13 protein-coding genes are annotated in these 13,411 nt (G+C 71.0%); 9 read left to right on the plus strand and 4 right to left on the minus strand.

All coding sequences use genetic code 11. From position 1 onward, the window contains the following. Nucleotides 1-49 precede the first annotated feature (49 nt). Nucleotides 50-895: a hypothetical protein gene (locus ACIG0D_RS01415; RefSeq protein WP_399795551.1), complete on the minus strand. Its 846-nt coding sequence runs from the start codon at nt 893-895 to the stop codon at nt 50-52. Nucleotides 896-1,071: 176 nt separating this feature from the next. Here ACIG0D_RS01415 and ACIG0D_RS01420 point away from each other — a divergent pair, with 176 nt between their 5' ends. The 9 genes from ACIG0D_RS01420 (at nt 1,072) to ACIG0D_RS01460 (ending at nt 10,380) form a co-directional block, all read left to right on the plus strand. Next, the gene (locus tag ACIG0D_RS01420) at nt 1,072-3,732 is read left to right on the plus strand and encodes a CocE/NonD family hydrolase (RefSeq protein ID WP_399795552.1); all 2,661 of its coding nucleotides are present in this window, start codon (nt 1,072-1,074) and stop codon (nt 3,730-3,732) included. Next, nucleotides 3,729-4,592 carry an ABC transporter permease gene (locus ACIG0D_RS01425; protein ID WP_399795553.1) on the plus strand — a complete coding sequence of 288 codons (864 nt, stop codon included), beginning with the start codon at nt 3,729-3,731 and terminating at the stop codon, nt 4,590-4,592. The genes ACIG0D_RS01420 and ACIG0D_RS01425 overlap by 4 nt, the downstream gene beginning before the upstream one ends. Nucleotides 4,593-5,108: 516 nt before the next feature. After that, the gene (locus ACIG0D_RS01430; protein ID WP_399795554.1) at nt 5,109-5,453 is read left to right on the plus strand and encodes a hypothetical protein; all 345 of its coding nucleotides are present in this window, start codon (nt 5,109-5,111) and stop codon (nt 5,451-5,453) included. A 218-nt stretch (nt 5,454-5,671) separates the two neighbouring features. Beyond that, nucleotides 5,672-5,929 carry a hypothetical protein gene (locus tag ACIG0D_RS01435; protein ID WP_399795555.1) on the plus strand — a complete coding sequence of 86 codons (258 nt, stop codon included), beginning with the start codon at nt 5,672-5,674 and terminating at the stop codon, nt 5,927-5,929. 280 nt (nt 5,930-6,209) lie between these two features. Beyond that, on the plus strand, nt 6,210-6,467 hold the full coding sequence (locus ACIG0D_RS01440; protein ID WP_399795556.1) for a hypothetical protein: 258 nt from the start codon (nt 6,210-6,212) through the stop codon (nt 6,465-6,467). A gap of 268 nt (nt 6,468-6,735) precedes the next feature. Beyond that, a complete protein-coding gene (locus tag ACIG0D_RS01445) occupies nt 6,736-6,996 on the plus strand; it encodes a hypothetical protein (protein WP_399795557.1) in 261 nt (86 codons plus the stop codon). A 79-nt stretch (nt 6,997-7,075) separates the two neighbouring features. After that, entirely contained in the window at nt 7,076-7,339 is a 264-nt protein-coding gene (locus ACIG0D_RS01450) for a hypothetical protein (RefSeq protein ID WP_399795558.1), read from the plus strand. Between the two features lie 727 nt (nt 7,340-8,066). Further along, nucleotides 8,067-8,849, plus strand: coding sequence for an LPXTG cell wall anchor domain-containing protein (locus tag ACIG0D_RS01455; protein WP_399795559.1), 783 nt, complete (start codon nt 8,067-8,069; stop codon nt 8,847-8,849). 241 nt (nt 8,850-9,090) lie between these two features. Continuing rightward, the gene (locus tag ACIG0D_RS01460) at nt 9,091-10,380 is read left to right on the plus strand and encodes a glycoside hydrolase family 26 protein (protein ID WP_399795560.1); all 1,290 of its coding nucleotides are present in this window, start codon (nt 9,091-9,093) and stop codon (nt 10,378-10,380) included. A gap of 40 nt (nt 10,381-10,420) precedes the next feature. Here the strand turns inward: ACIG0D_RS01460 and ACIG0D_RS01465 are convergent, their stop codons facing one another. From ACIG0D_RS01465 to ACIG0D_RS01475, 3 genes are read right to left on the minus strand one after another with little or no spacing between them, the layout of a single operon-like run. Next, nucleotides 10,421-11,545, minus strand: coding sequence for a GNAT family N-acetyltransferase (locus tag ACIG0D_RS01465; protein ID WP_399795561.1), 1,125 nt, complete (start codon nt 11,543-11,545; stop codon nt 10,421-10,423). After that, entirely contained in the window at nt 11,542-12,216 is a 675-nt protein-coding gene (locus ACIG0D_RS01470) for a lipopolysaccharide biosynthesis protein (RefSeq protein ID WP_399795562.1), read from the minus strand. Before ACIG0D_RS01470 ends, ACIG0D_RS01465 begins: the two co-directional genes overlap by 4 nt. Further along, the gene (locus ACIG0D_RS01475) at nt 12,216-13,406 is read right to left on the minus strand and encodes a glycosyltransferase (RefSeq protein ID WP_399795563.1); all 1,191 of its coding nucleotides are present in this window, start codon (nt 13,404-13,406) and stop codon (nt 12,216-12,218) included. The genes ACIG0D_RS01470 and ACIG0D_RS01475 overlap by 1 nt, the downstream gene beginning before the upstream one ends. Between the last annotated feature and the right edge of the window lie 5 nt (nt 13,407-13,411).

Raw genomic sequence — 13,411 nt, forward strand, 5'->3', positions numbered from 1 at the left:
GCTGCCCCCGGCCCGCCGAGCGACACGGCGGGCCGGGGGCAGCGGTGTGTCACTGGCCTATCGCCGTGTCCCGCTGCTCCCTGACCTGCTCGGTGAGGTCGCCGGTCTCGGCGGCGGGCGGAGCCGTGATCCGCTCGGTCGACCCGAACTTCACGAAGTCCATGGTCACGGTCATGCCGGCGCCGGTCTGCGAGATGCGCACGGGCAGGTCCTCGCCGTCGACCCAGATGTCGGCCGTCAGTTTCCCGCCGTCCGCCTTCAGAGCGGCGAGGGCGGCCTTCTTCTCCGCCTCGGTGAGCTTGGACTTGTTGATGTGGTCCGCGCCCAGGCTGCCCCGGTAGTGGGTGACCTTCTTGCCGAGGACCGTCTCCTCGCCGAGGTCCTTCACCTGCGTGGAGGCCGTCATGTAGCGCAGCGTCGCCGTCGGGTCCGCGGTGGCCGCCATGTTCTCGGCGCCCGCCTCGCCCATCACCGCGGAGACGTCGATACGCATCCACTCCTTGCCCTCGAGCGGACCGCTCGGCTGCGGGTCGATGTCGTAGTAGTAGGCGCCGTCGACCATGATGACCCGCGTCGTCGGGTCGTCCTGGAGGGCGCTCATCTGGGCCGCGGCGGTGTCCATCTCGACGTCCATGGCGGGGCCGTCACCCCACGAGTACGTGCCGTCCATCGCGATCGGCTCGCCGCCGGTCGCGTCCAGCTCGGTCGTCGTCTCGATCTGCGCCGAGCCCAGCTCCTCGGCCCGGTCGGTGGCGCGGGTGAGCGCCGCGATGATCTGGTCCGCGTTCTGCGCGGCCTCGGCCGCCTTCTTCGTCGTCTCCGCACTGCAGGCGGTCGTCGCCAGCAGCGCCGCCGCCGTGACCCCCACCCAGGCAGCGGTGTGCCGAACGTTCATGTGTTCCCACCCCAAAGCTGTGTGCCAGTTGTGGGCGCGACTCTAGCGGGCCGCACTGACACTCGTCCGTACGACAGGTGCGGTACGCGCACCGCGCGGTGTACTCCCCGAGGAGGGGGCGGGCCTCCGTCCACAAGCTGTCTGCCGCCGACAGGTCGGCCCCGTACCGTTGACGCATGGATCTTCGACTGCCCGGACCGCGCGGGGCGTGGTCGCGGGGGCCGCGGCGGCTGCTCGCCGCCGGTGCCGCCGTCGCCGTCCTCGCCGGTGCCGGAACGTGGACGGCCGTCGCCTCCGACGACCCGCCCGCGGTGCACCGCGCCGACCGGGTCGTGGATGTCGGCGACGGAGTGCGCCTCGACACCTCGTACTTCACCTCCGCCGACGACGGCCGCCGCCCCGCCGTGCTCCTCGCGCACGGCTTCGGCGGCAGCAAGAACGACGTCCGCCGGCAGGCGGAGGAACTGGCGCGCGACGGGTACGCGGTGCTGACCTGGTCGGCGCGCGGCTTCGGGAAGTCGACCGGGAAGATCGGACTGAACGACCCGGACGGCGAGGTCGCCGACGTCTCGAAGCTCCTCGACTGGCTGGCGAAACAGCCCCAGGTCCGGCTCGACAAGGCGGGCGACCCGCGCGTCGGCATGGCCGGCGGCTCCTACGGCGGCGCGATCTCCCTGCTGGCCGCCGGGCACGATCCACGCGTGGACGCCATCGCCCCCGCGGTCACCTACTGGAACCTGGCGGACGCGCTGTTCCCGAACGGCGTCTTCAAGAAGCTGTGGGCGGGCATCTTCGTCAACTCCGGCGGCGGCTGCGAGAAGTTCGAGCCCGCGCTGTGCCGGATGTACGAGCGGGTCGCCGAGTCGGGCGAGCCCGACCCGGAGGCGCGGAAGCTGCTGGAGGAGCGCTCGCCGTCGGCGGTCGGCGACCGCATCAAGGTGCCCACGCTGCTGGTGCAGGGCCAGTCCGACTCCCTGTTCCCGCTCGACCAGGCCGACCAGGCGGCGAAGGCGATCCGTGCCAACGGCGCCCCCGTCGGCGTCGACTGGATCGCGGGCGGCCACGACGGCGGCGACATGGAGACCAGCCGCGTCCAGACACGCGTGCTGACCTGGTTCGACCGCTACCTGAAGGACGACGAGAGCGTCACCACCGGCTCCGGCTTCCGGGTCACCCGCACCCTCGGCACCGGCACCGGCGACGGCGAGCCCCGGCTGAGCGGCGTGACCGCGGACCGCTACCCGGGGCTGGGCAGCGGGATGCGACCGGTCGCTCTGACCGGTCGCGAGCAGAGCTTCGCCAACCCGGCCGGCGCCGGCCCGCCCGGCGTCTCCTCCCTGCCCGGCCTCGGCGGCGCAGGCGGCCTCGCCCAGCTGTCCACGCTCGGCATCGGCGTGTCCCTGGATTTCCCCGGGCAGTTCGCCGCGTTCGAGTCGGCGCCTCTGCGCGACGACCTCCAGATCACCGGCTCGCCCACGGTCACGGTTCACGTGAGGTCGACCAGCGAGGACGCCGTGCTCTTCGCGAAGCTCTACGACGTCGGCCCCGGCGGCGGCCGGGCGGCGGTGCTGCCCTACCAGCTGCTGACCCCCGTCCGGGTCGAGGGCGCCAAGGCCGGCAAGGACGTCACCCTCACCCTGCCGGCCATCGACCATGAACTGGACGACGGCCACCGCCTGCGGCTGGTCCTCGCCTCCACGGACCTCGCCTACGCCTCCCCGACCAGCCCGGCGACGTACACGGTCTCCCTGAAGAGCGACCTCAAGGTCCCGAACGCGCTCGGCGAGTCGAGCGCCGAGGACACGCTGCCCGCCTGGGTGTGGTGGCTGCCGCTCGCCGGCGCGGGCACCGCGCTGGCGCTGGTTCTGACCGGCCGGCGCCGCACGGCGGCCCCCGCCCCGCCCGACCCCGCGCTGGCCGACGTCCCTCTCCAGATCACGGGCCTGACCAAGCGGTACGCCAAGTCCACCGACCGGTATGCGGTAAGGGACCTGTCCTTCCGCGTGGAGCAGGGTCAGGTGCTGGGCCTGCTCGGCCCCAACGGCGCGGGCAAGACGACGACCCTGCGCATGCTGATGGGCCTGATCCGGCCGGACGGCGGCGAGGTCCGCGTCTTCGGCCACGCCATCAGTCCCGGCGCCCCGGTGCTGTCGCGGGTCGGCGCCTTCGTCGAGGGCGCGGGCTTCCTGCCGCACCTGTCCGGCCGGGAGAACCTGGAGCTGTACTGGCGTGCCACCGGCCGCCCGCCCGAGGACGCCCACCTGGACGAGGCCCTGGAGATCGCGGGCCTCGGCGAGGCCCTGGCCCGCGCGGTGCGCACGTACTCCCAGGGCATGCGCCAGCGCCTCGCCATCGCCCAGGCCATGCTCGGCCTGCCCGACCTGCTCATCCTCGACGAACCGACCAACGGCCTCGACCCGCCCCAGATCCGCGAGATGCGCGAGGTCATGATCCGGTACGCGGCCGCCGGGCGCACCGTGATCGTCTCCAGCCACCTCCTGGCGGAGGTCGAGCAGACCTGCACCCACCTGGTGGTGATGGACCACGGGCAGCTCGTCCAGGCCGGTCCGGTGGCGGAGATCGTCGGCTCGGGCGACACCCTGCTGGTCGGCACGGCCACCCCCCTGGAGGAGCCCGTCGTCGAGAAGGTCGCCGCCCTGCCGGACGTGGCCTCGGCCGTGCGCACCGACGAGGGTCTCCTGGTCCGGCTCGGCGCCGACGGCACCGCACAGCGCCTGGTCGCCGACCTGGTCCGGCTGGAGGTGCCCGTGGCGTCGGTCGGCCCGCACCGCCGCCTGGAGGACGCCTTCCTCACCCTGATCGGAGCCGAAGCATGAGCACGCTCACCGAGCGGACCGAGGTGGCGTCCGGCTACCGGGCGGGCCGCACCCTGCCTCTGCGGGTCGAGCTCGTCCGCCAGCTGAAACGTCGGCGCACGCTCGTCATGGGCGGGGTCCTGTTCGCTCTGCCGCTCGTCCTGCTCGTCGCCTTCCAGATCGGCGGCGAACCGGGCCAGGGCAACGACCGGATCAACCTCATGGACGCCGCCACCGCGTCCGGGGCCAACTTCGCCGCGGTGAACCTCTTCGCCTCCGCGGGCTTCCTGCTCGTCATCCCCGTGGCGCTGTTCTGCGGTGACACCGTCGCCTCGGAGGCGAGCTGGTCGTCGCTGCGCTACCTGCTCGCCGCCCCGGTGCCGCGCGCCCGCCTGCTGTGGTCCAAGCTCGTCGTCGGGCTCGGCCTCAGCCTGGCCGCTCTCGTCCTGCTGCCGGCCGTCGCGCTCGCCGTCGGCACGGCCGCGTACGGCTGGGGCCCGCTGCAGCTGCCCACCGGCGGCACCCTGCCCACCGGCACCGCCGCGACGCGCCTGCTGATCGTCACGGCGTACATCATGGTGTCCCAACTGGTCACCGCCGCCCTGGCGTTCTGGCTCTCGACCCGGACGGACGCGCCGCTGGGCGCGGTCGGCGGAGCCGTGTTCCTGACCATCATCGGCAGCGTGCTCGACGAGGTCACTGCGCTCGGCGACTGGCGGCACTTCCTGCCCGCGCACTGGCAGTACGCCTGGCTCGACGCCGTCCAACCGCAGGTGCAGTGGACGGACATGATCCAGGGCACGGCCCTGTCGGTGACGTACGCACTCGTGCTGTTCGCCCTGGCCTTCCGCGGTTTCGCCCGCAAGGACGTGGTGTCCTAGGGGGTGTCCGCCGGGCCGGACGCGCGACACCGTCACAGGCGCCGGCCCAAGGGCACCCTCATCACTCCGGGCGACAAGAGCGCCGGCCCGGCCGTCCTGGCGCACCGCCTCAGCAGCCGGCCGCCGATGGGCCGGCGCATCGGCGTCGGCGACAGCCACGCGTATGGCGCCGCCGCTGCCCCACCGCCCCTGAAAGTGCCACGCGATGACGGCGGCGCGAGCGGACGAGATCGAGGCGCTGCTCAACGAAGCGACCGCCGACTGCCGTTCGTGTCGGCTGTGCGCCTGCCCTCGACCCCGCCCTGCACCCCGGGTGCTGAGCCGACGGCGTACGACAACGCGTGCGCGGGGAGCACCTCCCGCCGACGCCGGGCGATCAGCTGGACGGCGCTGAGGTGTTGCACGCCCTGGCGCACCCGTGATCACATGCCCTCAAAACCACGCCAAAGGAACATTTTGGCTCAATCGAGGGTCGACGGTCCATGCCGGTTGCCCTCATCGACAGATGGAGGACCGATGCCTCATCTCATGTTCCGTTCAGCAGCCGCCGCGCTGCTGGTTTCCGCGCCGTTCGCCGCCGCCGCGCCCGCGCAGGCCGCTCCGCAGCACGCCTTCCCCTGCGCCGTTGGCATCCAGAGCGTCAGCAACGCCACGATCAGCACGATCAGCGTCAGCATCACGTGCGACCAGACGCGAACCGTCGATGTGCGCATCACCGTGGGCAGCGCCGAGCTCGTGAGCCTGCAGCAGACCGTTCAGGCCGGCGTCCAGCAGAGCGTCACCGTCACCGTGCCCCGGGTGCAGCAGGCCTGCGCCACGCTGCAGACCGACGGCGAGAGCACCACGCTCTGCACCCCCTGACGTTCCCCAGGCCGACGACGTCTCATCGACGCTGTCGGCCTGCCACCCATCCCGCGACGGTACGCCGCGACGGCCTGCGATAAACACATATGAATCAATTAGTCACACTCCAATGGGTGTGTCGGAAATGCGGGGGTACGTGTTTCCTGTGTTATCGTCTGTGATTGTCCGAGCACGGTCCGTAATTGGCCCGAGCGCGCGAAGAGATCGGAGAAGTGATGGACAAGCTGAAGAAGGCCGCGGCCGTGGCGGTCATGGTCGGCGGCATGGCTCTCGGCGGCGGGGTCGCTCACGCCGATGGCGGCGACGACTACAAGGACGTGGGTGACATCATCATCGGCAACCTGCAGGCTGTCGAGTGCAACCAGGAGTTCGACGGCGGCCTGGCCTTTGCGCCCATTCAGACCACGGTCACCGGTGACAACACCCAGGTGATCGGCAACTTCTGCACGGTCGTCGGTCCTGTCGAGGACTGATTCCGCGGCGTTTTGAAGTCGGGTCTCGCGCCTTTGGCGTGAGACCCGCTTTGCGTTGGGGCCCCGAAGCGCTCGCTGTCGCGGCTTTACTTCGAATGACTGATCGATATTTGTGTGTGTTCTGTGAGCGCAACCAGAGGGAGGAGAGAGGGGTAAGCATTAATCATTACCCATATGGCGTACCGGAAAATCCCGTTTCGAATGAGCCGCGTGTTATGGTCTGTAACTGTTCGAGCACGGTCCGTAATTGGCCCGAGCGCGCGAAGAAATCGGAGAAGTGATGGACAAGCTGAAGAAGGCCGCGGCCGTGGCGGTCATGGTCGGCGGCATGGCTCTCGGCGGCGGGGTCGCTCACGCCGATGGCGGCGACGACTACAAGGACGCGGCTGACATCGTCCTCGGCAACGTGCAGATTGTGGAGTGCGACCAGGACTTCAACGGTGGCGCCCTCTTTGTGCCCGCTCAGATCACGGGCACCGGTGACAACACCCAGGTGATCGGCAACTTCTGCACCGTCGTCGGTCCTGTCGAGGACTGATTCCGCAGCGTTGTGAAGTCGGGTCTCGCGCCTTTGGCGCGAGACCCGCTTCTCGTCCTGGCCGTGTCGGCTGTTCCGATCAGGGGCCGGCGTCGGGTTCCCCGTCTTCCGTAATCCTCGGTTTCCTCTGTGATCCCGGTTCGGCGTCAATCATTAGCTCGTACGGCGTATCGGGAATTCAGTGTTGGGTGAACCGGGTGTTATGGTCTGTATCTGTCCGAGCACGGTCCGTATTGGATCCGGGCGCGCCAAGAAAATCGGAGAAGTGATGAAGAAGTTCCAGAAGGCCGCGGCCGTAGCGGCCATGGTGGGTGGCATGGCTCTCAGCGGCGGAGTCGCCCACGCCTGCGACAAGGACGCGCCGGAGGCCAAGCCGTCTGGTCTCTCCCTCGACAACCTGCAGCTCGTGGAGTGCGACCAGGAGTTCAACGGCGGCCTTGTCTTCGCGCCCGTTCAGGTCACGGTTCTCGGGGACAACACCCAGGCGATCGGCAACTTCTGCACGGTGGCCGGCCCTGTCGGGGACTGATTCCGCGGCATTGTGAAGAACCGGGCCTCGCACCTTCTGTGCGCGGCCCGCTCCTCTCGTAATCGCCTGGGGTCAGCCCGTGGAGATGCGCATGCGCAGGTTCAGGAAAGCCATGCTGATGGCCGCTGCTATCGGCGGCACCGGTGTGGCGGGCACCGGAACAGCTCAGGCCGGCGACGCCGGCGAGGACCCGTCCGGCGCAGGCATCGGCAACACGCAGCACCTGAAGTGTGAACAGACATTCAACGCTTCTCTGGTCGTGATCAACGCGCCGATCACCGCATCGGGCGGCAACGTCACGAAGATCGGCAACTTCTGCTCGTACATGGGTCCAGGTCGCTGAGTGGCTGATCCGTCGGCAGAGCCATCGGATTCCCTCAACGCGTGTTGCGAAATCGTTCAGATATCGGCAGCGGCCATCCTCCCGATGGCCGCTGCCTCTTTTTGCGCGGCGGGAGCGGCGCGCCGGGATCGCCCCCATCATCCGATCAGTTCACACTTCACATCAGCTGCATACAGGGCCATGTGGCTGAAGTCGGATGACTACTCCTCCGTAAGGGTGTCATCTGCTTGATGGGGATTTCCCGCTGATGCAGTATCGGTTCTCATCGTTGCGCTGAAGAGACATGTGAGTTGAATCCCGCCTCGGAGGAAAGATGGCCGATGTGATCATCCTGCCACGTTGTCCGGAGACAGGAAAAGCGTCTTTCCGTACCGAATCCGAGGCGAGGCACTGGCTGATCAAGCAGCCACTGCTGAGGAAGATTCCAGACCGTATCTACCGATGCTCGGACTGCCGGTACTGGCACTTCACCGGATCCCATCACTGGACCAGTCAGAAGATCAAGCGGAGGCGGAACTACGGGAGGCGGGAAGCCGTCTCGGGGCACAGACGTAAGACGAGGGGAAAGGGCTGACAAGAACCAGTCCTCTCCCATTCCGCAGTGGGCATCGGCCCGTCATGCCTGGGGCCTCATCCCAGTTTCTGCCGCCGGCACGCACGAGCTGGCCTTGGACTTTCCTTCGCATTCCAGGGCCGGCGTTTCACTTTCAAACAGGAAGACGACGAGATGCGAAAAAAACTGAGCAGGGGGATGGTCGTGGCCGCCGCCGCGACGGGCATCCTGCCCATGTACGGTATCCAGGCGTACGCGGTCTCGCACTCCGAGGTTTCCGCGAGCGCCTGCGGCGAATCCAGTGGCGTGCAGGCCGCGGTGGACCCGTCCTACGGGGACTCGTGCACGAGCGGCCCGGCCTCCGGCACCGGTGACGACCGCAAACACGACGGTTACGACCACGACAGTGGTGACGTCGACAAGGCCGGTTACGGTGACGCGGGCAAGAACGAGGGCGCCGGTGGCGACTCCAAGACGCCGGGTGACCAGGGTGACGCCTCCTCCACGCAGCACTCCGCCGCGCCGTCGGCACAGACAACACCGCTGACGTCGTCGGCCACCACCGATGAAGAGAGCGGATACGGCGACGACGACGCCGACCACGGCCACGACGAAAGTGGCTACGGAGAGGGCGACAGCGACGACGACAACGGTTACGGCCACGACGAAAGTGGCTACGGCGAGGAGGAAGGCGGCTACGGCGACACGCCGACGGCGAAGCCGCCGACGGAGACGAAGCCGCCGACGTCACCGTCCACCACGCCGCCGAAGGAGACTGAGCCGCCGACCACGCCGCCTGCGTCGTCCCCACCGCACACCGAGCCCCCGACCGAGCCGCCCTCTCTTCCCGAGACCGGCAGTGACCAGCAGGTGCTCGCGGCTTCCGGCGTCGCCGCGCTGCTGCTGACCAGCGGCGCCGTCCTGTACCGACGAGGCCGGGCCGCGTCCCGCCGGTAGTACAGCGCTCAGGGTGCCGGACGGACCACGTCCGGCACCCTCGTGCGTTCCGGCCTGCTCCCGGAATCACCCTGAGTCTCCTCGGCCGCGGCTCACTCGTGCGGGTGATCGGGGTGTGCGCAGGCGAAGAACCCAGTCGACAGAGGGGGCATACATATGACTGGTCAACGGGGTGGATACGGACAAACGAGTGGCGGCGCACGCTCCGGCTGCCGCCGATGAGCGGAGAAGAGGGACAGCCATGGCCGCTCGGCAACGGCGCCGCGGAAGATGGGCCGTGCACGTCGCGGCCGCTCTTCTCACGTCGGCCGTTCTGGCACAGGTACCCGGACTCGCCGTGGGCGCCGGGGTGGAAGAGGCCGCCGAGACGCCTGTTCCGATGACGCCGGTGCCGACGGCCCCGATGCCGACAGTCCCCGTGCTGACGGCCCCGATGCCGACAGTCCCCGTGCCGACGGCCGCGGCGGCTCCCGTCGTCCCACCCGCACTGTCCGCATCCCCCGACCCGCAGCCCGCCCTCGGCGTCTACCTCCACTACAGCCCTCTCGGGGTGCTCCGTATGGCCGGGATCAGCCGGTGGCTGGACGGCCGCCACCTGCGCGTGGGGCGCACCTATCTGCCGGGCGACCGCTGGAGCAACATCGAAGGCGCCCCCGGCTTCCTCGACGCCTGGGCGAACTGGCGCCGGGAGAGGGCCGACCGGATGCTCGTCCTCAACGTGCCCATGCTGGAACGCAACGAGGAGGGCCTCTCCGACGCCGAGGTCCGTGGCCTGCTGCGCCGGGGCGCGGCCGGGGAGTTCGACCCGCACTACCGCCGTCTGGCCGAGCGGCTGGTCGACTTGGGGGTGCCGGACACCGTCCTCGTGCTCGGCTGGGAGATGAACGGCATCACGTACACCCACCGATGCGGGCCGGACCCGGAGGCCTGGAAGACCTACTGGAACAGAATCGTCACCACCATGCGCTCGGTGCCGGGTCAGAGGTTCCGGTTCGACTTCACACCGAGCCGCGGGCGGGACGCCGTTCCCTGGACCGACTGCTATCCGGGCGACGCCACGGTCGACATCATCGGCATGGACGCGTACGACCAGCCGCAGGGGCTGTCCTTCGACGGACAGGTGACGGAACCGTACGGCCTGCAAACGCACGTGGACTTCGCGAAGGAACACGGCAAGCCCATCTCGTTCCCGGAGTGGGGCCTGTTCCGCAACGGCGACAACCCGGAGTACATGCGGCGCATGCTCGCCTGGATCGACGTGCACAAGCCGCTGTACCACTCGATCACCGACTACTGCCCGCACGGCGTGTGGCAGTGCGGGCGGAACCCGAAGGCGGCCGAGGTGTACCGGTCCGTGCTCTCCGGCCGCTCCGAGCCGGTGCCGGTGCCCAGTCCCGTGCCGACGCCCCGGCCGGCACCGACGGCACCGCCCCACCCGGAATGCTCGCCGCTGGACCTGGGCGACTGGGTCGAGCACTGGCTCGGCGGAAGGCTCTGCATCCGCTTCGACTGGTGGTCGCGCTTCCGGTGACGACCCCGATGTCCTCACCGGCCGGACGGCGGCGGAAGGCTCAGGTCCTGCCGCCGCGCCGTTCCTTCCAGCCGCGCACCAGTGACCTGGCCCGGGCGCGCGCTGCGACCTCGCAGATGACCACCGACATCAGCGGGGCGGTGCGCCGCCGGGCCAGCAGCAGCCGCTGGTTGACCACGGGGTCGGGGCGCCAGCGGCGCTTGTACGGTTCGTCGCCGCGCAGCAGGCTGAGCGTGCAGCGCTCACCGCTGACGGCGTGCCGGGTGCCGGCGTCCAGCAGCATCACGGCGATGTCCGCCTTCCGCTCGCGCAGCCGCGGATGGACGCCGTACAGATAGCAGCCCGCCAGGCGAGGCGACAGCAGCGTCAGGTCGACGGCCACCACCTCGCCGTCCAGCAGGAACTCGGTGACCACGGCATCTCCTGAGCGCACCAGCGCCACGGCCGCGCGCACGAGGTGCGCGGCGAACCGTTCCCGGAGGTGCTCCGCCGTTACTCCGCGGCCCTGCCACTGCAGCCGGTGCAGTGCGAGGAGCCGCCGCAGTGCCGCGCCCACCTCGTCGGGGGGAGCGGTCCGGCGCGTCACGCCCAGCGCGGTCAGTTTGCGCAGGTGGGCCCGCGCCCGCCGGGCCTTCGCCCCGGGCAGCCGGGCTGCCAGCTCCTCCATCGGCACGGCGGGCAGCTCCAGGCACAGCGAGTCGCCCACCCGGCGGCGCGGGCCCCGCCAGTACGCGTAGACCCTCTCGGCCGCGCCGCCCGGACGGACCTCGCGGAGGTCGATCAGCGCGGTGCGGGCGGCCGCCGACAGTGCCTCGGCGAGCGCGGGCACCGCCCGGTCGGCGTGCTCGTCGTCGAGCAGCACGTCTCCGTAATCGGAGATCGCCCCGCCCAGCGGGACGAGCCGGGGCAGCACCCGCCCGACCCGCATGAGCGGTGCAGCCGCTCGCAGCTCGCCGCCGTCGCGCACCAGCACCAGCCGCAGCTGGCCGGGGTTTCCGTACGACATCCACCACGAGTGCAGCCAGGCGTGGCTCTGGAACGGAGTCGCCGCGGCACACCTGCGGTACAGGCGCTCCCAGGCGGGACCCAGCGCGGCGAACTCCCGCTCGTCGGTGCACAGCTCGGCCCGCAGCGTGCCGGCGTCGGTCCGCAGCAGCGCGCTCACAGCTGTTCCTGCGCGTCGGCGGCGGGGGCCGGAGCGGGCACGGTGGCCGGGCGGGCGCCCTCGGCGGCGGCGCGCCGGGGACGGATCAGCAGCGCGAGGCCGCCCAGCAGGCCGCCCGCGCTCGCGCCCACGAGGCCGGTCAGTGCCGGGGACGCCGAGGACGGTTCGGTGGGCTTGACGGCCCGGGAGAACGGCAGGAGTGCGACGTGCGTGGCGCCCTTGGCGTCGTCGGCGTGCCGGGTCAGCGAGCGGGCGACCGCGTTGGCCATGTCGGCGGCGAGACCGGCGCGTTCGGACGTGGCCGTCACGGCCACCATCGGCGCGTCCGGCGAGGTCGCCGACCGCACGCTCTCCCGCAGCGTCCTCACCGGCACGCCCGCCCGCACCTGGGCGTCCCCGAGCACCGCGGGCTGCGTGGCGACCCGGCCGTACGCCTGGGCGAAGCCGAGCGCCGTCTGCGGGTCCGACGTCGCGGTCGGTACGGCGATGACGTACGCCGTGGCCGAGTAGGTGGGCGGCGTGAGAGCGCCGTACGCGCCTCCGGCGAGGCCTCCGGCGAGGGTGCCGGCCACCAGCAGGGACCACGGCGGCAGCGCGCTCAGGCGCCGGAGCGCCGGGCGCCGCCGGGTCGGGGGCGACGGGGGTGCGGCCTTGGAGGTGATGGAGGTCATCAGGGGGTCACTCCCGGGGAGGACGGGGACGAGCAGGAGAGGGCGGCCGCGTACACGTCCATGAGCCGTGCGGCGCTGCGCGTGATGCAGTAGTGGCGGGCGGCGGCCGAGGCGGGACGGGTCGGCGGGTGGGGCCGGCCGGCCTCGGCCCCGGCCCGGATCTCGGTCAGGGCGCGGGTCTCGGTCAGGGCGCGGGCGAACGCGTCGGCGCCGCCCCGCACCCGGCGGGCCCCGGCGGAGAGGCGCGGCGGGAGATCCTCGACGGCCGGGCAGGAGGCGTACAGCACCGGCAGCCCTGCTGCCATGCCCTCCACGACGGCGAGGCCGAAGGCCTCCTCGGGGCTCGGCGAGACCAGCACGTCCATCGCCGAGGTCAGCGACGGCAGGTCGGGGCCGGAGGTGCCGTCGGGCAGGTACGGCCGTTCGCCCGTGAACATCACCCGGTCGGTCACCCCCGCCCGTTGGGCGGTGCGCCGCAGCACGTTCTCCTGCGGGCCGTCGCCGACCAGCAGAAGCCTGTAGTCACGGGGGAGCCGGGCGAGGGCGCCGATCAGGACGTCGAACCGCTTGCCCGCGGTCAGCCGGCCGATGCCGCCGACGACGTACACGTCGTCCGGCAGCCCCAGCCGGCGGCGGGTGCGTTCGCGGGCGACCGGGTCGAAGCGGAAGCGGGCCACGTCGATGCCGTTGGGCACGATCTCGATGCGCGGCGCGGGTACGCCCCAGCGCGTGAGCCGGTCGGCCACCGTGGGGGAGACCGCGACCGTGGCGCGGCCCAGCCGTTCGCTGGCCAGGTACAGGGCGCGCACGCCGGCGGTCAGGGCGCGGCCCTCCATCTGCGAGCCGCCGAGGGAGTGTTCGGTGGCCACCACGGCCCGGACGCCCGCCAGGCGGGCGGCGACCCTGCCGTACACGCAGGCCCGGTAGAGGTGGGTGTGCACGAGGTCGTACCGGCCGGACCGGATCAGGCGGGCCAGGCGCGGTACGGCGGTCAGGTCGCGGTTGCCGGCCATGCCCAGGTGGACGACACGGACGCCGTCCGCCGACAGGCCCTCGGCGACCGCGCCGGGGTTGGTGAGCGTCACGACGTCGCAGTCGACGGGCAGGTGGCGCAGCAGCAGCCGCAGTTGTTGCTCCGCACCGCCGACGCCCAGGCCGGTGATCACGTGCAGGGCCTTCAGCGCGGGCATCGCGG

Source organism: Streptomyces sp. NPDC052773, from assembly GCF_044547145.1.
Lineage (GTDB): Bacteria > Actinomycetota > Actinomycetes > Streptomycetales > Streptomycetaceae > Streptomyces.

Bases quoted from the DNA above. Each gene is read 5' to 3' on its own strand.
- ACIG0D_RS01415 (WP_399795551.1), bottom strand. From the start codon at position 895: ATGAACGTTCGGCACACCGCTGCCTGGGTGGGGGTCACGGCGGCGGCG.
- ACIG0D_RS01445 (WP_399795557.1), top strand. From the start codon at position 6,736: ATGAAGAAGTTCCAGAAGGCCGCGGCCGTAGCGGCCATGGTGGGTGGC.
- ACIG0D_RS01425 (WP_399795553.1), top strand. From the start codon at position 3,729: ATGAGCACGCTCACCGAGCGGACCGAGGTGGCGTCCGGCTACCGGGCG.
- ACIG0D_RS01455 (WP_399795559.1), top strand. From the start codon at position 8,067: ATGCGAAAAAAACTGAGCAGGGGGATGGTCGTGGCCGCCGCCGCGACG.
- ACIG0D_RS01435 (WP_399795555.1), top strand. From the start codon at position 5,672: ATGGACAAGCTGAAGAAGGCCGCGGCCGTGGCGGTCATGGTCGGCGGC.
- ACIG0D_RS01420 (WP_399795552.1), top strand. From the start codon at position 1,072: ATGGATCTTCGACTGCCCGGACCGCGCGGGGCGTGGTCGCGGGGGCCG.
- ACIG0D_RS01430 (WP_399795554.1), top strand. From the start codon at position 5,109: ATGCCTCATCTCATGTTCCGTTCAGCAGCCGCCGCGCTGCTGGTTTCC.
- ACIG0D_RS01460 (WP_399795560.1), top strand. From the start codon at position 9,091: ATGGCCGCTCGGCAACGGCGCCGCGGAAGATGGGCCGTGCACGTCGCG.
- ACIG0D_RS01440 (WP_399795556.1), top strand. From the start codon at position 6,210: ATGGACAAGCTGAAGAAGGCCGCGGCCGTGGCGGTCATGGTCGGCGGC.
- ACIG0D_RS01475 (WP_399795563.1), bottom strand. From the start codon at position 13,406: ATGCCCGCGCTGAAGGCCCTGCACGTGATCACCGGCCTGGGCGTCGGC.
- ACIG0D_RS01470 (WP_399795562.1), bottom strand. From the start codon at position 12,216: ATGACCTCCATCACCTCCAAGGCCGCACCCCCGTCGCCCCCGACCCGG.